Source organism: Mesorhizobium sp. M1E.F.Ca.ET.041.01.1.1, from assembly GCF_003997355.1.
Taxonomy (GTDB): Bacteria; Pseudomonadota; Alphaproteobacteria; order Rhizobiales; family Rhizobiaceae; genus Mesorhizobium.
The window spans coordinates 17,506-36,606 of record NZ_RZSL01000009.1; the positions used below are offsets into that span (position 1 = coordinate 17,506).

At 60.3% G+C, this 19,101-nt stretch carries 15 protein-coding genes, 4 pseudogenes and 1 riboswitch; of the genes and pseudogenes, 6 read left to right on the forward strand and 13 right to left on the reverse strand.

The features are described 5' to 3' along the window. Window positions 1-90: 90 nt before the first annotated feature. A complete protein-coding gene (locus EOA38_RS02210) occupies window positions 91-2,673 on the forward strand; it encodes an EAL domain-containing protein (protein WP_126057614.1) in 2,583 nt (860 codons plus the stop codon). A gap of 314 nt (window positions 2,674-2,987) precedes the next feature. Here EOA38_RS02210 and EOA38_RS38920 read toward each other — a convergent pair. Next, window positions 2,988-3,501 (reverse strand): annotated as a pseudogene (locus EOA38_RS38920) (transposase); the annotation flags it as partial. 122 nt (window positions 3,502-3,623) lie between these two features. Here EOA38_RS38920 and EOA38_RS02220 point away from each other — a divergent pair. After that, a complete protein-coding gene (locus EOA38_RS02220; RefSeq protein WP_126057615.1) occupies window positions 3,624-3,836 on the forward strand; it encodes a hypothetical protein in 213 nt (70 codons plus the stop codon). Next, window positions 3,736-4,018, forward strand: a pseudogene (locus EOA38_RS02225) (transposase); the annotation flags it as partial. The gene EOA38_RS02220 and the pseudogene EOA38_RS02225, both read left to right, overlap by 101 nt. Window positions 4,019-4,316: 298 nt before the next feature. On the opposite strand, the pseudogene EOA38_RS02230 reads toward EOA38_RS02225, so the two are convergent. From EOA38_RS02230 to EOA38_RS41085, 11 genes and pseudogenes are all read right to left on the reverse strand, one after another. Then, window positions 4,317-5,099 (reverse strand): annotated as a pseudogene (locus EOA38_RS02230) (sensor histidine kinase); the annotation flags it as partial. 29 nt (window positions 5,100-5,128) lie between these two features. Then, window positions 5,129-5,761, reverse strand: a complete 633-nt coding sequence (locus EOA38_RS02235) for an Hsp20/alpha crystallin family protein (protein ID WP_126057616.1) — start codon at window positions 5,759-5,761, stop codon at window positions 5,129-5,131. A 531-nt stretch (window positions 5,762-6,292) separates the two neighbouring features. Next, window positions 6,293-6,517, reverse strand: a complete 225-nt coding sequence (locus EOA38_RS02240; protein WP_245454712.1) for a DUF982 domain-containing protein — start codon at window positions 6,515-6,517, stop codon at window positions 6,293-6,295. Between the two features lie 627 nt (window positions 6,518-7,144). Continuing rightward, window positions 7,145-7,960, reverse strand: a complete 816-nt coding sequence (locus tag EOA38_RS02250; protein WP_126057617.1) for a hydroxymethylpyrimidine/phosphomethylpyrimidine kinase — start codon at window positions 7,958-7,960, stop codon at window positions 7,145-7,147. Then, the gene (locus tag EOA38_RS02255) at window positions 7,951-8,556 is read right to left on the reverse strand and encodes a thiamine phosphate synthase (protein ID WP_126057618.1); all 606 of its coding nucleotides are present in this window, start codon (window positions 8,554-8,556) and stop codon (window positions 7,951-7,953) included. Before EOA38_RS02255 ends, EOA38_RS02250 begins: the two co-directional genes overlap by 10 nt. After that, window positions 8,553-9,326, reverse strand: coding sequence for a thiazole synthase (locus EOA38_RS02260; protein WP_126057619.1), 774 nt, complete (start codon window positions 9,324-9,326; stop codon window positions 8,553-8,555). Before EOA38_RS02260 ends, EOA38_RS02255 begins: the two co-directional genes overlap by 4 nt. A gap of 1 nt (window position 9,327) precedes the next feature. Further along, a complete protein-coding gene (gene thiS, locus EOA38_RS02265; protein ID WP_126057620.1) occupies window positions 9,328-9,525 on the reverse strand; it encodes a sulfur carrier protein ThiS in 198 nt (65 codons plus the stop codon). Beyond that, complete coding sequence (gene thiO, locus EOA38_RS02270; RefSeq protein ID WP_126057621.1) at window positions 9,494-10,495, reverse strand: glycine oxidase ThiO; 1,002 nt, start codon at window positions 10,493-10,495, stop codon at window positions 9,494-9,496. Before thiO ends, thiS begins: the two co-directional genes overlap by 32 nt. Continuing rightward, window positions 10,492-12,327: a phosphomethylpyrimidine synthase ThiC gene (gene thiC / locus EOA38_RS02275; RefSeq protein ID WP_126063809.1), complete on the reverse strand. Its 1,836-nt coding sequence runs from the start codon at window positions 12,325-12,327 to the stop codon at window positions 10,492-10,494. The genes thiO and thiC overlap by 4 nt, the downstream gene beginning before the upstream one ends. A gap of 103 nt (window positions 12,328-12,430) precedes the next feature. Next, a riboswitch (TPP riboswitch) is annotated at window positions 12,431-12,547 on the reverse strand. A 121-nt stretch (window positions 12,548-12,668) separates the two neighbouring features. After that, window positions 12,669-12,896, reverse strand: a complete 228-nt coding sequence (locus tag EOA38_RS02280; RefSeq protein ID WP_245454713.1) for a hypothetical protein — start codon at window positions 12,894-12,896, stop codon at window positions 12,669-12,671. Between the two features lie 662 nt (window positions 12,897-13,558). Next, a complete protein-coding gene (locus tag EOA38_RS41085; protein ID WP_306283303.1) occupies window positions 13,559-14,020 on the reverse strand; it encodes a hypothetical protein in 462 nt (153 codons plus the stop codon). Window positions 14,021-14,918: 898 nt separating this feature from the next. Between EOA38_RS41085 and EOA38_RS02290 the strand changes: the two are divergent. The 3 genes and pseudogenes from EOA38_RS02290 to EOA38_RS02300 all read left to right on the forward strand — a co-directional run bounded on the left by EOA38_RS02290 (window position 14,919) and on the right by EOA38_RS02300 (window position 17,007). After that, window positions 14,919-15,441 (forward strand): annotated as a pseudogene (locus tag EOA38_RS02290) (SMC-Scp complex subunit ScpB). Between the two features lie 533 nt (window positions 15,442-15,974). Then, complete coding sequence (locus tag EOA38_RS02295; RefSeq protein WP_126057624.1) at window positions 15,975-16,625, forward strand: DUF433 domain-containing protein; 651 nt, start codon at window positions 15,975-15,977, stop codon at window positions 16,623-16,625. A gap of 4 nt (window positions 16,626-16,629) precedes the next feature. After that, on the forward strand, window positions 16,630-17,007 hold the full coding sequence (locus tag EOA38_RS02300) for a DUF5615 family PIN-like protein (protein ID WP_126057625.1): 378 nt from the start codon (window positions 16,630-16,632) through the stop codon (window positions 17,005-17,007). 21 nt (window positions 17,008-17,028) lie between these two features. On the opposite strand, the gene EOA38_RS02305 is transcribed toward EOA38_RS02300, so the two are convergent. Then, a partial coding sequence (locus EOA38_RS02305; RefSeq protein WP_127298320.1) for a DNA-binding protein occupies window positions 17,029-19,101 on the reverse strand: 2,073 nt, incomplete at its 5' end.

Here is a 19,101-nt window from a genome sequence, read left to right on the forward strand (position 1 = left end):
ACCTTAGACGCGACACTAGGAATACTTTTACTATTCGCTAAAGCTCGATGCTATTTGACGAGGACTGGTCTTGCGTTTGCAGTTTTCTAGATGAGAGGGCTAAAGGACATTAGCGTCGGGACCAAGCTCTCGTTGGGCTTTGGGCTGGCGCTGCTGTGCGTCGTGGCCGTGGGAGTATTTGGGGTCGCGCAACTGCGATCACTCAACAAGGTCACGAGCGAGATCACCAGCGTTTGGTTGCCCCAGGTCCAGATCGTCGGCGAGATGAAGCGCAACCTCGCGGAACACCAGCTCTATGCGACGTTGCGCGTGCGCACTGCCGAGGCTGCGCAGATAGCCGGCATTGAGAAGGAGATGGCGAGGGAAAGCGACGAAATACTGCAAGGTCGGCGCGCCTATCGCCGGAGTGCCGGATCGCTGGCCGAGCAGCAGCTGTTCGACCAGTTCGTCAACCTATGGACGGCCTACGAAGATTCCCTGACATCGATTTTCCCGCTCCTCGAAACAGGAGGGCGAACAATGGCTGTCAAGGAGTTCGAGACGGTATCGCTCCCGACCGTTGCCGCCGCCACGCAGCGATTGGACGACCTGCTGGCCCTCACCAACGAGCGCAGCACGGCCGCGGCGGTGATGGCGGACAGGACCTACACCGTTGCGCAAAGATTGACTTGGCTGGCAGTTCTTTTTGCCGCCGGGTGTCTTGGTGGGCTTGTCGCCTGGATACGCCACAATGTCAGCAAGCCGATCCTCGCCGTGACCGAGGCGATGCGTTGCTTGGCGCAGGGCGAGCGCCGTTCGAGTCTCATTGCGCTGAAAAGGGATCGGCAGGACGAGGTTGGAGTGCTGTTCTCGGCCTTTGCCGGCTACCGGGCCAGCCTGGAGCGCAGCGATGCCTTGGCCCGAGAAGCCGAGCTGGAGCGGCAGCAATTGGCCGCGGCCGCCGCCAATATGCCCGTAGGGCTTTGCATGTTCGATGCGGAGAGGCGGCTGGTTCTGTGCAACCAAAGCTACGCCGATCTCTACCATGTGCCGGAGCCCCTGACTCGTCCCGGCACGCCGTGGATCGATTTGATGCGGTTCCGGATCGCGGCGGGCCTCTATGCCGGCCATGACCCGGAAAAGTATGTGCAGCAGCTGACGGAGACCATCGATCGCGCAGAGCGGACGGTGAGCCTGGTGGAACTCAGGGACGGACGCACCATCGACCTCATCCATCAGCCACTGCCGGGCGGCGGGTGGCTTGCCACTCACCATGACGTGACCGACTTGCGGCGGAGCGAAGCCAAGATTTCATACATGGCGCGCCACGACGGACTTACCGAGCTTCCAAATCGCATATTGTTCCGCGAACGCGCCGAGGAGGCTTTGGTCGAGATGCGGCGTGATGGTAGCAAGATTGCTTTCCACTGCCTCGATCTCGATCATTTCAAGATGGTCAACGACACGCTGGGGCACCCGGTTGGCGACGCCTTGCTGAAGGAGGTCGCCGCCAGACTGAAACAGGTGGCCCGTGAAGGCGACACCGTGGCAAGGCTCGGCGGCGATGAGTTCGTGATCATTCAAACCGCGGTTGATCAGCCGGTCGAGGCGACAGCTCTTGCCCAACGGGTCATTGATGGGCTGAGCGCACCTTATGTCGTCGATGGCCACGGGGTTATGATCAGCGCCAGCATCGGCATCTCGATCGCGCCGGACGATGGCATTGACGCCGACCAACTTCTCAAGACCGGCGACATGGCGCTCTACCGGGCGAAGGCGGAAGGCCGCGGAACCTACAGGTTCTTCGAACCGGAAATGGATGCGCGCATGCAGGCGCGGCGGTTTCTCGAACTCGACCTGCGCGAAGCGGTGGTGCGGCAGCAGTTCGAAATCTACTACCAACCGCTCCTCAATCTCGACCGCGGCGAGGTCAGCTGCTTCGAGGCGCTGCTGCGCTGGCATCACCCGACGCGCGGCATCGTATCCCCGGGAGAATTCATCCCGCTGGCCGAGGACATCGGCCTCATCGTCCCGATCGGTGAATGGGTTATCAAGCAAGCCTGTCTCGACGCGGCAAGCTGGCCCGGTAGCATCAAGGTCGCCGTCAATCTGTGCCCGGCGCAATTTCGCAACGCGCGCTTGCTCTCCACCATCGTCGAGGCATTGGATATCTCGGGACTGCCCCCCAGCCGGCTTGAGCTTGAGATCACCGAGACAGTGCTGCTGGCCAACAGCCAGGCGACTCTCTCGATGCTGCAACATATCCACATGCTCGGCGTTCATATCGCGATGGACGACTTCGGAACCGGATATTCGAGCTTGAGCTATCTGCGCTCGTTCCCATTCGACAAGATCAAGATCGATCAATCCTTCATCACGGACGCCGGAGATATCGACAGTTCCGTCGCCATCATTCGAGCGGTCACGAGCCTCGGCAACAGCCTCGGGATGCAGACCACCGCCGAGGGCGTCGAGACCGTGGAGCAGCTGGAACGGGTCCGAAGAGAAGGCTGCACCGAGGCGCAGGGCTTCCTGCTCAGCCGCCCGCTGCCCGCGCGGGACATCCCCGCGATGCTGGAGCGGACCCGCGCCGTGGTGGCGGGCGAGATCATTGAGACCGAACCCGAAACGTCAGGCGAGCGAGACACGGACAAGCCGGGCAGGCGTCGCAGTAGGGCGTCTGTCCCCGCCTAACCGGGATGCAAGCGAAAAACAGTGCCAACGAACATGAGTTTGCCGGCCTAGTTCAGGCCGCCACTCGGATCATGTCGATAGCGGGTGTGTAGGTCGGCGCGGCTCGAAATTAGGTGTGCTGAGCGCCGGTCAAAGTGGGATTAGCTTGTCATATCGATTATGGGATCCAGGTTGAACCCGACTTGCAGGACTCTGCTCGTAACCGAGCAGATCAACCTCACATTCGGTCGCTGCTCTTCACGGCTGCACCAACATCCCGCCTACGGCCGCTGGGCTCGGGCGACGAGACCATTCTGAGTGAGCGGCGTTTTATATACCCGTTCGGTCGTCAGTACCTTGCGTTCACGACAGATACGCCGGCGATCCTCCTGCTCCGGTGTTGGCTCTTTGACCATTGCACATATGCGCGGTTCGCCTCGCTTGAAGGCAAGGAGAGACGAGCGTTTCACCATCGATCTTATCGGTTTTGGCTCGGCGACTGCGACGAGACACTGCGATAGAAGCGGGATCAACGACGTAGCTCTCGATCCCCGCCTTGCTCAGAACCCGATGGATCCAGGAGCCATCGAGCCCGGCTTCCTGGATAGCGACGACGGGGAAGTCTGGCCCCATGCGTGCTCTTGCCTTCTCTCGCACGCTATCGAAGCGACGGAACAAGGCGGATAAATCACCACTGGGGACACTGTGTTTCGACAACTTCTCGCCGCCACCTGGCGACAACGACGAGATCAGCCAGGTTGAACGGCTGAGCTCCAGCGATACGAAGATTGCGCCCAGACCAGTCCGGATAGCAGTCAGAGTTTCGGATCGGTCGGCCACTACATGCATGGTGTTCCTCCGCGGGGTGTTTGTTAGCAGCGTCACTCTGCCAGAGCACGCGCCGCTATCCATCCGTCGCCATGGGATCTGGTGATTGTTCATGTCGCCGATTCCCGCGAAGGAACGCCACCATGACCAAGATTGAAAGTAAGACCGCCAGCGCTGCCGTCAAAGACATTCTGCTTTCAGACCCGGACGGACTTCACGAAATGATCCGTGCGGTGATGCAGGAGGTGCTCGAGGCCGAGATGGACGACGGTGGAGGAGACCATCGAGCGCACGCTGACCTTCTTTTGCCTGCCGCGCCAGCATCACAAGCATCTCAAGAGCACCAACATGCTTGAACGGCTCAATGAGGAAATCCGCCGGCGCACCTATGTCGTGCGCATCTTCCCCAACGCCGAAAGCTGCCTGCGCCTCGTCAGGGCGCCGGCTGTCGAAACCAACGAAAACTGGATGGAGGCCCTACATCAACATTGACGACCTGCGCGAGCACAAGAAGCTCGCTCTACGCCAAGCCGCATGACCAGCATCGTGGCCGCCCCATTTTGCAGAACTTGACGCACACAACCGCCACTTCGAGTTTACCGACCGCACCGAGTCATCCACGCAAAGACCTGCGCAGCGTCAGCTTCAGAGCTTGGTCCCACCGGCTGAACGCCAAAAAAGCGGATCTTGGCCATCGGAAGCGCCCTCAACCGACTGAGAGGTTTCGGCTTATGCGATGCGACTGGCAGTCCTGCGCTCCGGGGACAAGGCCGTGGCGGCAGAAGATCCCCTGGACATCAGGCGATGTCCGGAAGGCAGCATCGTAGTAACGGTTTTTACGCCGCTCGCGGCACGCGCGAGGTGAACGTCGCCCGGGTGACCGACACGCTGGTGCCGTCAATATCGCTGATAATCTCCACCCTGGCCTCCAGTTGTTTCACCAGTGCTTCGACGATGGCTGTTCCAAGTCCGGTAGCCGGTACGTCGTTGGCGATCTTGCCGACGCCATTGTCCGAAACCGTCAGTTTCCAGTCACTGCCCGCGGTCTCGTAGCTCACCTGGATGCGAGCGCCGGTTCTCTTCTTGGGGAAAGCATATTTGATGGCGTTGAGCACGAGTTCGGTGACAATTAGTCCCAGACTGACTGCCCTTTGCGAATCTATCCTGCCGCCTTCGGCCATTACGGTGACCGTGATCGGCTGGGCTTCGCCGACCATCGACGAGGCGAGGCTGCTGCACAATTTCGGTAGGTAAGAGCCGACATCGATCTCGTCGACGCCGGCGGAGGTGTGGAGATGGCGTTGCACCTCGGCCACGGACAGAACGCGCTGATGGGCGTCCTTGAGATGCTGGCGCGTCTCTTCCGACGTCACCGAGCGTGCCTTCAGCAACAGGATCGAGGCAATGATCTGCAGGCTGTTGGCAACCCGATGCTCCATCTCGCGCAGCAGGACGTCTTTCTGCCGAAGCAGGTCTTCGGTGCGACCGAGCAGTTCTTCCTTCTCCCGCTCGATGATACGACGGGCCGTTATGTCATTGAAGGCGAGAAGGATGGTGATGGCCGAACTATGGTCGTAAAGCACCTTGCGGGCATTGAGCAGCATGGTGCGACGGCCGATCCGCGTTCCTGAGCCATGCTTGCCTCCCTCTATCCCTTGATCTGGATCTTCTTCGGCCGATCCGCCTCCGGCCGGTGCAACTCGACTTCGAGCAGCCCGTTGGCGAAACGCGCCTCGACCCGTTCCGGGTCGACGCGGAATGGCAATTGCACTGTCCGGGAGAAGGTCCCATAGGCGCGCTCACGGCGGTGCCAGACGGATTTCTCGTCCTCCGTTCGAGGCTCGCGCGTTCCCTTCAATGTCAGAATGTTCTCGCGCACCGTGAGGCCGATTTCGTCAGGTGATATCCCCGGCAGTTCCGCGGCCACCGCCACGCTGTCCTCGCCAGTCCAAAGATTGATCGGCGGAAACTCCTGAGCGGCGCTGGCGGTCAGCCCGGCCAAACGCTGGTTTACTTCCTGTTGCATGCGCCGCATTTCCACAAACGGATCGAACCCGATGCGGCCGAAATCCGACAAAAGCATGTACATCCTCCTATGATTCACGACCTTGCATGATTGCCACGCGCGACACGTGCGTGCGCACCGGAAGCGGAATCGATCGATGGCAACAGGAGGGGCGATCAGCACAGAGACCGAGCGGCCCGATCGCGCAACCTCGCAGAATGCGAGAAAGAGGGGTTCGGGCAGACGCCGGAACACATCCTCCTTGCGAAGCGACATGAACCGAACTCGATCCACCGTAGGGCCGGACCGTCATTCCCGTGCCAGGACCCGATAGCGGCATCCGGCTTTATCATTAGGTGGCCCCAAATGGCCTTTCACGAGGTGATCTTTGACATTCCACCAGTCACCTCTTCGGCAACAGCGGGGTCCCTTCGAATCCGTAGCCACGTTGCCTCTAGTCGCTGATTTGGCTTCCCTTTGCGCAACTGTCGGGATCGACGAAGCGTCCCGAATTGCACCGCGGTTCGATCAACTGATCGCAGGCGACGCGCCGCATCGTCATGGTAGCTGACGAATGAATCGGCATGACACGTCGCAGTGACCGAGACATCAAGCCAGCACCTATGTCGGCTTGCCGCAAGTCAAAAGAATCCAGCCCTGCGTGCCGCGTTCGCTGACCTTCGCCAGTGACGCCATTTGCATTTCGGCCGGACAGATGGGCACAGACATGTGCAATTCCCGCATCGCCCATTATTGGAACTCACAAGGCGGCGTTCTTTCCGTCTTGGCGAGCAGCGGGCCAACGCGTTACCGGCGGTGATCTTCCTGCAGCTTTAAATCAGTCGCCACCAACGACGAAATCAGATTTGGCCAGCACGCCGGCAATCCTGGCAAATCCCACAATGCTTGCCGCGCCTGCTCGGGTGTCATCTGTCCGGCGATCGCTGCGTTGCTGCTTCTCACCGCGCAACTGAATACCGGTCCCCGACGCGCTTTTGGCCACTGATTCAGGAATACGAGCGCTTCGCGCACTGTGTTGATGTCGTGACGACGTCGTTGGTCTTAACCTGGACCGGCGATAGGAAAGCCAGACCGGTTATTCTTACCTCCCTGCGATCGCACGCTGGATCTTTCATTCGGTGGTTGGTTGCGTGACAGGTTTCGAACGTTAGGTCTTGTTTTCTCTGGAAGATCGGGCTGTACGACATAATCCAAATGTTGCGACGCAGCGAAGGCTTCTGCTGGTTCCCGAGTTGAAAAAGCCAGTTGCACCTGGATGAGTGTGTCGCCGCCACCCAATAGCCCATCAGATGTTCAATGGCAGGCGGCGTCCGACGCTCGAACAGCAAGCGCCACGGCCGGCGGGTAGCCGATGCCACAGCTTTGGAGCTGCCCCGGATACTATTATAAGACCGATTGACGCGGGGCTCGACGCGTTTGCGGCAAATAAGCTCGAGTGTGGACAGAGATGTGACGTTCTATTGAGTCGCTGACCCAATCGGTAGCGACCTGGTGATCCACGCAACCAATTCCGGTCGTTTCTGTCACTAAGAACTCGATATTCGCTATTTGCACCTCGAAAGTCGCATAATTGGCAGTGAGAAACTCAACGCGTTGTGAGGATGGCATAGAGAAGCAGTAGCCCCTTCTCTAGTCTCGCTACGGGAAAAATTCTGGAAAATGGGTCTGCTTGGCTGGACGCAGAACGCTGTGGTTATTCAGCCGGCATTTCTGAAGCCTCTCCAAGACAAACAGCTTGCCTTCGCGCACGCTGTCTTCGAGCGGCTTCGGCTTCGCCAGATGCGCCGCAATCGCGCTGGCCAGCATGCAACCTGTCCCGCGCATCGATGTGGCAAGGCGCGGTGCATCGAAGCGGATGGGTTCGTGCCCGGAGCGTAACAGAATATCGGTCGACCGGGTTCCCGACGCATGCCCACCCTTGATCAGCAGGGCTTGAGGGCCGGCGGCCAGCAGTCTTTTTCCTTGTTGGAGCGCTCCGTCCTCATCCACTGCCAGTTCGGAGCCACTAAGGAGCGCCAGTTCAGGGAGGTTGGGCGTGACAATGCAGCAAAGCGGCATAAGATCGCGCTTCATGGCAGCGATAGCGCCTGCTTGCAGAAGTGCGCGGCCTGAGGTGGAGGCCAGCACAGGGTCGAGTACTGCGGGGACATGCGGAAATTTGCGCAGCACTGCGGCAACGGCAACAATGATCTTGGCAGTCGCCAGCATGCCGATCTTGATTGTGGCCACGTCGTTGGCCTGCAGCGCGGCGCACATCTGATTGGCCACCAGGCTAGGTGGCGAATAATAGATTTCGATCACGGCGTCATGCGTTTGCACCGTTAGCGCTGTGACGGCGAGACAGGTGCGCACGCCAATGGCAGAGATCGTCTCGATATCGCGTGCAATTCCAGCACCGCCACTGGAGTCCGATCCACCGACGACAAGCACATGTGGTTCTCGCCTCAGCGCCATTGGTCCGTCTTTTCGATCCATTCTCGCGTGCGCGCCTCGGGGTCGTCGTTGAGCGTGATGTCGGTCACCACCGCCGCGCTGTCCGCGCCAGCCGCAAAGACACCGTCGAGCCGCTCAGGGTTGAGGCCACCAATGGCGACCAATTGAAACGGCGCGACCTGGCGCTTCCATTCGCTGATCCGTTCGACCCCTTGCGGCGCCCATTTCATCTTCTTCAGGATGGTCGGATAGATGGGTCCAAGCGCTATGTAGTCAGGCTCGGCGGCCATCGCCGTTTCCAGCTCCTGATGATCATGTGTGCTCAGTCCGAGCCTTACGCCGGCTGCCCGTATCGCCAAGAGGTCAGCGGTCTGCAAATCCTCCTGGCCGAGATGTATGAAGTCGCAGCCTTCCTCGATTGCCAGGCGCCAGTGGTCGTTGACGATGAGTTGGCACTGGTATCGAGCACACAAGGCCTTCGCGGTGCGGATCTCCGCGCGCAACCCAGCCTCATCCACGGTCTTGATGCGCAGTTGCAGAAGCCGGACTCCGAGTGGGACCAGCCGTTCGATCCAGGCAGCGCTGTCGACGATCAGATAAAAGGGATCGAGCTTCATGAAAAAACGGCCCTGCCGACCATCGGTGTCGATGGCACGGCGACGTCGCGCGGTTCGAGCATTCCCGAACTGAACGCCTCACGACCGGCGTCGACCGCCTTACCGAAAGCACGCGCCATGCCGACCGGATATGCCGCCTTGGCGACCGCTGTGTTCAGGAGCACGGCGTCAAAGCCGAGTTCCATGACGGTGGCCGCGTGCGACGGCCGTCCGAGCCCCGCATCCACAATCAGCGGGACGCCAGGGAAATATCCGCGCATCGAGCGCAGCGCCGTCATGTTGACCGGTCCCAAGGCGGAACCGATCGGTGCGCACCACGGCATCAGGACCTTGCAGCCCGTTTCCAGCAGCCGCTCGGCGACAACGAGATCGTCGGTGGTATAGGGGAATACCGCAAAGCCGTCCTCGCACAGGATGCGGGCGGCTTCAACCAGACCGAACACATCCGGCTGTAGCGTGTCGTGATTGCCGATCACTTCGAGCTTGATCCAGTTGGTGCCGAAGACCTCGCGCGCCATTTTCGCGGTGGTGACGGCTTCCTTGACGGAGAGGCAGCCGGCGGTATTGGGCAGGATTCTGGCGCCCAGCGAGCGGATCAACGACCAGAATTGTTCGCCGGCTCTACCGCCCGCCATCTCACGCCGCAACGAGACGGTCACCACCGACGTGCCCGACGCCTTGACTGCATCGGCAAGGATGGCCGGCGAAGGATATTGAGCGGTGCCGAGAAGCAGGCGCGACGAAAGCTCGGTTCCATAAAGCTCCAACATGCTAGCCGCCCTGCATGGGCGAGAGGATTTCGATCCGGTCGCCGTCGCTCAACTGGAACTCCGTGCGGTTGGCTTTGTGCACGAGGTCGCCGTTGACGGCGGTGGCGAGCCAATCGCCCTCATAGTCGAGCGCGGCAAGCAACTCGGCCAGCGTGGTGGCGGCAATCTCACGCGCCTCGCCGTTGACCATCAGTTTCATGAGCATGCTCCTTGGTTCTGTCTTGACTGAAAACCAGGCCGGCAGCCTGGCGCGCCATGGCGGGGGCGAGGAGAAAACCGTGACGATAAAGACCGTTGATCGCGATGATCTCACCGTCTGTTTCGACGCGTGGCAAATTGTCGGGAAATGCCGGACGGACACCCACACCGGTTTCAACGATCTCGGCCTCACCAAAGGCCGGATGGAGGGCATGGGCGGCGCCCAGCAGCTCCATCATGGAACGCGCCGTCACCGGTCCGGCGCTCTGGCTTTCAATCATCGTCGCTCCGATCATGAAACGGTGATCGGTGCGCGGCACGGCATAAAGCGGAAAGCGTGGATGAAGCAAACGGACCGGCCGCGACAGCGAGACATCAGGCGTGCGAAGGATCAGCATTTCGCCGCGAACACCGCGCAGCCTGTCATCGGCCGCTGCCATTCCCATGCAGTCTATCTGACGGGCGAAACCCGAAACAGGCCGGGCGTCGCAGCCGAAGTGGAATTTGACACCCATGGTCGCAAGGTTGTCATGAAGTGCCGCCATCGCCTGGCGTGGGTCGAGGTGAGCCTCGTTGGGGAAGAGCAATCCACGCCGGAAGCGGCCGGCGAGGTCGGGTTCCAGGAGCGCAATTTCGTTTTCATCGACGCGCCTATGCCCTGACGTGCGACTGGCGAACCGGTCAAGCTCACCGGCATCACGCGGCGCGGCCACGACCAATGTCCCGGCCCGTGTCACCTGACCCGACAGCACCGCATCCCACCAGTCGGCAGCGTCGCGTCCGAGATCCAGCACCGGCTGCTCCGCGCTTTCGCGCTCGCACCATGGCGCCAGCATGCCGCCGGCGAACCACGACGCGTTGCCGCCAAGGCCATGCCGCATCTCGGCGACTGTGACCGTCGCGCCGCGGGCGGCGAGTTCGAAAGCGACGGTGAGGCCGGCAACGCCGGCCCCTTTGACGAGCACCCTCATGATGGTTTGGGAGCCTCCGGCACGACCGGTACGCCAGTCTCGTCCGCCGGCATGTAGAGATCGCCGCCCTCCCGGTATTTTGCCGCCATTGCCGCCATGCCTTCCTTCTGAGCCTCGGCACGGATGTCGTGGGAAATGCGCATGGAGCAGAATTTCGGCCCGCACATCGAACAGAAATGTGCCAGCTTGTGCGCCTCCTTGGGCAAGGTCTGGTCGTGGAAGGACCGTGCGGTTTCGGGGTCGAGCGACAGGTTGAACTGGTCCTCCCAGCGGAACTCGAAGCGCGCGCGCGAAAGGGCATCATCCCTGGTTTTCGCTGCCGGATGGCCCTTCGCCAGATCGGCTGCATGGGCGGCTATCTTGTAAGTGATCACCCCAATCTTGACGTCGTTGCGGTCGGGAAGGCCGAGATGCTCTTTCGGCGTGACGTAGCAAAGCATTGCGGTGCCGAACCAGCCTATCATGGCGGCACCTATCCCTGAGGTGATGTGGTCATAGCCCGGCGCGATGTCGGTCGTCAGCGGCCCCAACGTGTAGAACGGCGCCTCACCGCACACTGCGAGCTGCTTGTCCATGTTCTGCCTGATCTTGTGCATGGGGACATGGCCCGGGCCTTCGATCATCACCTGGCAGTCCTTTGCCCAGGCAATCTTGGTGAGTTCTCCAAGTGTTTCCAGTTCGGCGAATTGCGCCGCGTCGTTCGCATCGGCGATTGAACCGGGACGAAGGCCGTCGCCGAGCGAGAAGGAAACGTCATAGGCTCTGGCGATGTCGCAGATCTCCTCGAAATGCTCGTAGAGGAAGCTCTCCCGGTGATGGTGCAGGCACCATTTGGCCATGATCGAGCCGCCGCGCGAGACGATGCCCGTGACCCGGTCGACGGTCAGCGGTATGTAGTGCAGCCGCACGCCGGCGTGGATGGTGAAATAGTCGACGCCTTGCTCGGCCTGCTCGATCAGCGTGTCGCGATAGACCTCCCAGTTGAGGTCCTCGGCGATGCCGCCGACCTTTTCGAGCGCCTGATAGAGCGGCACCGTGCCGATCGGCACCGGTGCATTGCGCACGATCCAGTCGCGGATGTTGTGGATGTTGCGGCCGGTCGACAGGTCCATCACCGTATCGGCGCCCCAGCGGATCGCCCACACCATCTTTTCGACCTCTTCGGCCATCGACGATGTGACAGCCGAGTTACCGATGTTGGCGTTGATCTTCACCAGGAAATTTCGCCCGATGATCATCGGTTCGCTCTCGGGATGATTGATGTTGGCGGGAATGATTGCGCGTCCGCGCGCCACCTCGTCGCGCACGAATTCGGGTGTGACGAAATCTGGGATCGCCGCGCCGAAGGCTTCGCCGTCGCGTTGCAGCTTGCCGCGCATCACCTCGCGGCCGAGATTCTCGCGGATGGCTACGAACTCCATTTCTGGCGTGATGATGCCGGCGCGCGCATAGGCAAGTTGGGTCACCGCCTTGCCCTGCTTGGCCTTGAGCGGCCGATTGCGTATCGGAAATTCCGGTGTCAGGCGCTCGCCGGTGGCGAATCCATTGTCTTCCGGCCGGACGTGGCGGCCGTCATAGGCTTCGACATCGCAACGCGCCGTGACCCATTCGTGGCGAAGCCGGGCAAGGCCTTTTTCGATGCTGGTTTGGACTGATGGATCGGTGTAGGGGCCGGACGGATCGTAGACGGTGACGGGCGGTTCGCCGGCCGTCGGATGGACGGAAATCTCGCGCATCGGCACCCTGATCTGCGGGTAGAGGACGCCGGGCTTGTGGATTTTCCGCGAGGCGGGCAGTGGTCCCGTCGACACGGCGGGGGTGAGGGCATTCATCGTGAGGCTCCTTTGCTCATGCATTGGAGACCCAGTTCTGTGCCGGAAGGATGAAAAGACGCTTCTGTAGACCTGCTGCAGCAGGACCTCGGGCGTAAACTCCCGCAAAGCGCTTGCACCGTCCCTACGCCAGTATGAACTGGATCAGGTTCAACGGGTCACTGCGCCGCGAAAGCCAGCAGTATCTCAGCCCCTTACCGGGACTCCCCTGGTGAATGCCTCAAGTTGAATGGGCCGGTGCTGCTTTGTCAAGCGCCTTCGGGCGCCTTCGGGCGCCTTCGGCCGGTGGCGACGTCCGGCGGCCGGCCGAGCGGAGAGCTCGCGCATGCATCGGGGACAAGTCACGCCCCGTAGACCAGGGCTGGAATGGCCAAAGTCTCATTCGCTTCGTGAAGGATGGAAAAACTGTATCGGCCATGTGCGTCGAGATCGACCGAGTAGCTCAGGCGGTCACGGATGTGGTTATCCTGGTCGAAGGCGACGATTTGCGGCTTCAGCGAGGTGATTTGCACCACGTCCAGGTAGATGGAGTTGCAGATATGATCTGGTCGTCGGGCTGGCAGGTGCAAGCGGCCGCTCTATTCAGGATGCGGCATCGGCGGCGTTCCCGATACCAATGATATCTTGCGGGCAACTTATGCAATCACCGGCTTCGTAAAACCCGACGGCGGCGGCCGTGTCCTGGCGCTGAGGATGTGCCGCTGTTCCAGCAGAGAAATCGCGTGGGCGCGGAGTTTTCGCTCTGCGAGGAAGAGTTGACGCAATCGTTTAGCTTGCTTGCAGTTCGTAGAGACCCGCCTTTGAAAGCAACTAAGCTATTGCATTGATATGTTGGTGCGCGATCGATCGCTACATAGCCGGCCGCCATTATCCGAGTATTGATCCGCCGGTGTTCGTGTTGCCGTATATGGCAATCCCTGCGAGATCGTCGCGGCCGGATCGGCCGCACCCTCTAGTCATAAAAGGGGAAGCGACCGAGAATTCCGCTGCCGAAAACTTCTCTGGCTTGGCTATGCATGCGGTAGATGAGATCGCCGCCTACCGCGACCTGGTCGAGGAAGGCATCGACGCCCAGTTCGGACAGCCTGGTTATCGCAATGCGTTAGCGGCTCAGACTTGCGGTCTCGAGAGCGGCCTTTGGGGGTCACCTCTTTTTTGTTTCAGAGGTTGGAAGACGGCTGCTCGTTACCCAATAGAAATGGCGACTACGGAACGCGATCGATCGCGGCCATCAGGAAACACCTGTCTTCGGCTCAACCTCGACATGGCGTCCGATCGACCGCAGATATACAGCTATCTCGTCCATGAGATGATCGCGTTCGCCGTAGATCTCAGCAATCCTGCGCAGCTGTGGCTCGACGGACCTCCGTTGCGCCGGCGTCAAATCAGCATCGCCAAAGACATATCCCAAGTTGCCAATCGCGCAAATGTTGCAGCCGGCCTCCACAACTGCTTGCACGAATGCCGGAATGTCTTTTTCTTGCATAGTCTTCATGTCGAACCTCTCGTGAATGGCGTGCTTGCGCGCCCATGCTGCCTTTTCAGCGTGTCCTCTGGGCGGCGCAAGCCTTGAGCGTAATTGTGCCGGGCAACCTCGACTATCCCGTCTGCCACGCTCTTTAGAGTCGGTGGGGTCTGGTGATTGCAGGCTGGGCCACTCAAAAGCCTGCAAGAAGAAAGTCATGGCGACCATTGCTCAAGATCGCGAGGGTGCGTGCAAGACCTTCCGTTGGCAGTCATGCACGCTCACCCAGCAACTGGGTATTGAGCAACTGGGTCTCACGTCGCGGGTCTCGTGTGCTTCACAGCCGAAAATAAGGTACCACCGTGGCTATTCTCAAGTGCAGGCTACCTCTTCAGGACACGGCGGAGTGCCTTCCGACGCACCCCTGGTGCAACGTGCGACCTAACGAGACACATCTCGTTCGCGTTCCCTCGACCTTTCTTCGTATTGCTGCTTGCCCTGCGATTTCAGGCCCTCTGCTAGCTTCTCGGCCGCTCTTTGGCCTGCAATGTCACTATTCAAGATCATATCCGACATCCCTGGATGGTCATAACCGTAATGCGCATGCAGTTTCCCTCACGAGCAGCGCCTATCCGTCGATTAGTTCGTCTTCCGGAACCCGAAGCCCTTTTTATCCGGCGTACCTATCCACCATTCAACCGGTATACCTTTCCCAACTTTGGCGGACCATTTACCTCAGGCATGATCATCTCGCGTGACATTTTTTTTTGGCGCCATCATCGCACGTGGCATTTTCTAAAAACCAAGACGTGTCAATTTGTAAAATCAAGGATGCGGCCGCGCCCGTTGCGAGGATTTGCAGGTAGCTCTTCAGCCCCAACACGATGTGTGAGGCGGCGGTGGAAAAGGCAACCGACGGCGTCGACGCGTCCTTTGATGATCGCAAGCGATATGCTTCGTCGCGAGCCCAGATTGCGGTCTCGGGCACAAGGCGAGATCACAGTTCTGCGATCTGTGGTAACGCGAGCCCGCAAAGCGCCGCTGCGGCCACCGCTTTTGGAATCTGGACGAGATTCGTCGTCGTCTGAGATCAGTTGATCGAGCAGTTCGCGCGCGCGGGACGCGCTTGCGGTGCAGTCTCTCCCGCGAGCTCGCCCGTGACCTTCTCATCGACGACATCCGAGAGCTGCGCGGACGGCCCTATGACCTCGTCGCTGTCGCCGGCGGCTGGAAGCACCTGACACGGCCGGCCTATGCCGATGCCATCCGCGCCTGCGGAAGCAGCGGGCGTGCCGTGGACCTGACGTGGTCGGACGTGCTGATGCTGATGTGCATCGGCACTTCCAGCCGATTACCCGCGCCGAATTGTCGTCGGTTTTCGGGAAGTAATCAGTCGCGACCTGATCGGCCATCTGCGGCACCGGCCTGATCGCGTCGAACCCGCGCAGTCCGACGCCCGGCGCTCCCTACACCTATGTGACGACAAAAGCGTCCTGCTCGAGTTCGGCCTCGACACGCTTCGCGATCTCCCGGACTGCGAGGCGCTCGAGGATGCCGGGCTGCTGAGCAGAGATGAGCTGCTTGCTGGTGAAATTATGCCAGAGTTGGCTAGTGGCCATGAGGATGCGGGTTTGGATACGGAGGAATAGCTTGGCGCTGCAGACGCTGTGGCCACCGGGCTTGCGAGTGCTTCCAGCTTTCCATAGCGAATCTAGCGCGCCCAAGGGCGTCCGAAATTTGTAGGCAAATTTCGGACATGGACACGGTCAGCGACGTCAAGCAGGCAGCGGTATGCGGCCTCTGCACCGCTGTCGCCCAAAAATTCGTGGCCATGGGCAAGCCCCACTTGAGACCCCCAGAGAGAACGCTCGTGAGCGATGGAAACGGTTTTGGTCCAAAGCTTGATACAGATGGCCTGCAGATGGGTGTAGGGTTTCAAAGCGCTCGAAGACGCGCCTTCGCAGAGTTAAAAGTCCGCGACGAACTCGTGTGTCGTTTGTCGCCAACTGCAAATTCGATAGTTAGCGCAATTATACTGCGCCGAGTCTGCCATCTCGAGCCCCAAGGGTTTGTGAGGCCTCTCGGCTCACCACCGCCTTTGCTAACCGCCGTGATTCCAAAGACGCGTGCCTTTACGGAGGGGGTCAAACGGCCTATATTATTCTTTATAAGGAGAAGAATAATGGGCACACTTGCTCGCATCTACACCCCCGCAGAGGCAGCCGCCGTCAGCGGGATAGGAATCAAGGCCGTGCACAATGCGATCGACAAACGCATTGTCGATACTGTGCCAAGCACTGCTCGGCGCATCGGTGGGGTCGTCCGACGGGCATTGACCGGCGAGGATTTGCTGCGGCTCAAGCTTTGGTATGGCGTGGGTGCGACATTGCCCGCTGATCGTCGCTACCGCCTGTTCGAGGAAATCAAAGCTGCCCCAAGGGCCAAGACCGTAAGGGCCGACGACCTGCTGATCGTCGACGTCGCCGAGGCACGTAAACAGCTCAAAGCGCGCATCGTGGATCTTGATGAAGCGGAGGCCGCCATCGGCCGCGTTAAAGGGGTGATGGGCGGAGAGCCTGTCTTCAAAGGAACCCGCATCCCTGTTCGTATGATCACGACGATGCTAGCGCAGGGCGCAGATGAAGCGGAGGTTCTGGAGGGATATCCGAAGCTAACGCCGCGCGTGATTGAGCTCGCCAGAATGTGGGTCGCCGCGCACCCGGTTCGTGGGCGGCCTAAGAAGCTGGTCGAGCAGGGCGTGAAAATAAAGTCGTCGAAGCGCGTGGTTTTGAAGGGCGACCCAGGTCCGTCGGCCAGGTCGAGACGCGTGTGACCTCGTGAGGTTTCTGATCGATGAGTGCCTGCACACGTCTCTGGTTGCGGTAGCCCAAGAACGCGGACATGAAGCAAACCACGTCAACTGGCTTGGGCTAAGCGGCGAAACCGACTGGGACCTCATGCCGCTCATTATCGATGAGGATTTCACCTTCGTCACCAACAATGCTAAGGACTTCAGGAAGCTCTATGCCAAAGAACCGGTTCACGCCGGCCTGATTATCGTCGTCCCTCAGGTCGGGCCTGAAAAACAGAGAGAGCTCTTCGATGCTCTCCTCGAGGATCTTGGCCCAGAGGAATTCCTGATTAATGAAGTTATCGAAATCGAGATCGAAAACGGCATTGCAATCGTAACACGATACGATCTGCCGTCGCCCTAGCTGAGGCTGCGCGATCTCCGCTTATGACCGACCCGGTTGCCAGTCGCTCATCTGCAAAATGTTACCGCCGAGTTTTGCAAACGCGCGTTGGCGGCAGGAGAAAACGAGAATCTGCTGATCGTGTGATTGACGATGCAAAGCGTCGAACATGCGCTCGATGCGGTCGTCATCGGAATAAACCAAAGCGTCATCCAGGATAACCGGTGTGGGTCGGCCGTCGCGGGCAAGCAAACGGGCGAAGGCCAGACGTGTCAGAACCGAAAGCTGTTCTCGCATGCCGCCACTCAACCTATCGACATCCTCATCCTGACCATTGCGGCGAACGGTCTGTGGCAACAGTGTGTTCTCGTCGAACACTATGGAGATGTCATCGAATAGCAATCCAAGCAGCGGTCGCAGCTCGGACATGACCGGCTTCAGATAAAGATCGCGTGCCGTCGAGCGCGCAGCGACCAGCGTCGTGCGCAGCCGGTCGAGGACGGCTTTTTCGAATTCGAAGCGTCTCGCTCGCTCTCCAGCGATTTCCAATTTTTCTGTGGCCTCGCGCAAAGCTTCTTCCACCGCGTCGTCGGACCGAGTGCGAATATGGCCATTGAGATCGGCCAGGGTTACACGCAACTGACTTGCTTCCTGTGTGGCGGCATCCTGAACCGAACGGGCGCGGCGCAGAACGGCTTCAGCGCTGGTGAGATCGCGAGCGCCGTCGCGCAGGGGAGCAGCGCGCATTTCGGCCGCTTCGCGCAGCTTTTGTCGTGCGGTGGCCTCGGTGAGCAGCAAGCGCCCCTTTTCCTCGCGCGCTGCATCGGGTCCCAATATGACCTCGAGGCTGGTCAGTTCCGCCTGGATGGTGACATAAGCCGTCTCCGCAGCCATGACAGCCTCGTCGGCATGGCTGCGCAAAGGCAAGGCCTCGCGCACGCTGTTGCGTGTTGTCGCCACACGCTGCTCGGCTGCGGCATGATGTTGCCGGATCTGTTCTGGATCGACTTTGAGTTCGAGGTCCCCGGCCCCGAGGGCACTCAGACGAGCAAGCTCCTCGTGTAATTGCTGTATCCCCTTGGGCGCGAGATCGGCAAGTCGCTGACGCGCCAAGCCCAGTTCGGTAGCTTTGTCGCGCGCTTCCACTAGGCGCTGGCGTGCCGTCCTGAGGCTATCGACACCGAGGGACGCAAGCAGGCTGCGGTGCTTCGCTTCGGCGTCTTCGATGGTCCGGTCGGCCTGCTGCGGCCGATTCGATCGCAGGGTCAAGGCTCCGATGCCGGCAATATCCAGGCGTACGGTGCCAGCAAAGCTTTGGTCTTCTGCATGGGGCAAGGGCTTGGCATCGATGGTCACCAAATCGGCGGCGCCGTCCCGGTATTCCATGCATAGCGTCGGCAGGGTTGCCAGGTGAGCTGCACGAAGGCTGGCGATCTCGATTTCGAGCGCCTGGAGTTGCTCGACAGCTTGTTCCGGCACCGCCAGCATCGCCAGTGCTGCCTCTCCATCTTCGATCTGGGTTCTGGCGACTTCGGCTTGTTTCAACCGGTTGTCCGAGCCGGCCAGTTGTTCGGCAGCGTCACGCGCCAAAAGAGTCGCATCCAGCCGCGCGAGCAATTCGCGTGCTTCGCGCTCTTCCAGTTCGGCTGCTTGAACTTCGCCCATCGCTTGTTCGTTTTCGGCAATGGCAGAAGCGCGCCGATCGAGAACCTCACTGCGGCGAAGCTGCGCAATCGTCGACTGCTGGCGCAAATCCGTGGCTCGTTTGAGCGCGGTCCGAAAACTATCGAGGGCCTGCTGCGCCGCGTCGTGGTGAATTGCGGCAAGGGCAGCTTCCGCCTCGGCGGCTTTCAAGGCTTCGCTGTGCGATTTGGCGGCCTCGACTGCGGCTTCCGCGGCCGAGATGGCTTCCCGCCGAGTGGCGCCTTCTTCGGGGTTTTCAAGCTCAGACAGACGCGCCAACGCCATGCGCCGCTTGTCGAGCGAATCGCGCAGACCGGTGACTTCGGCGCTGAGACGCTGCTCGTCTTTCACCAGCTTGTCACGCTCGTCGAGCGCTGCCGCATAGAGACCGCCGCTCTTGGGACGCAGCGTTGACGTAACCAGGCTATAGAG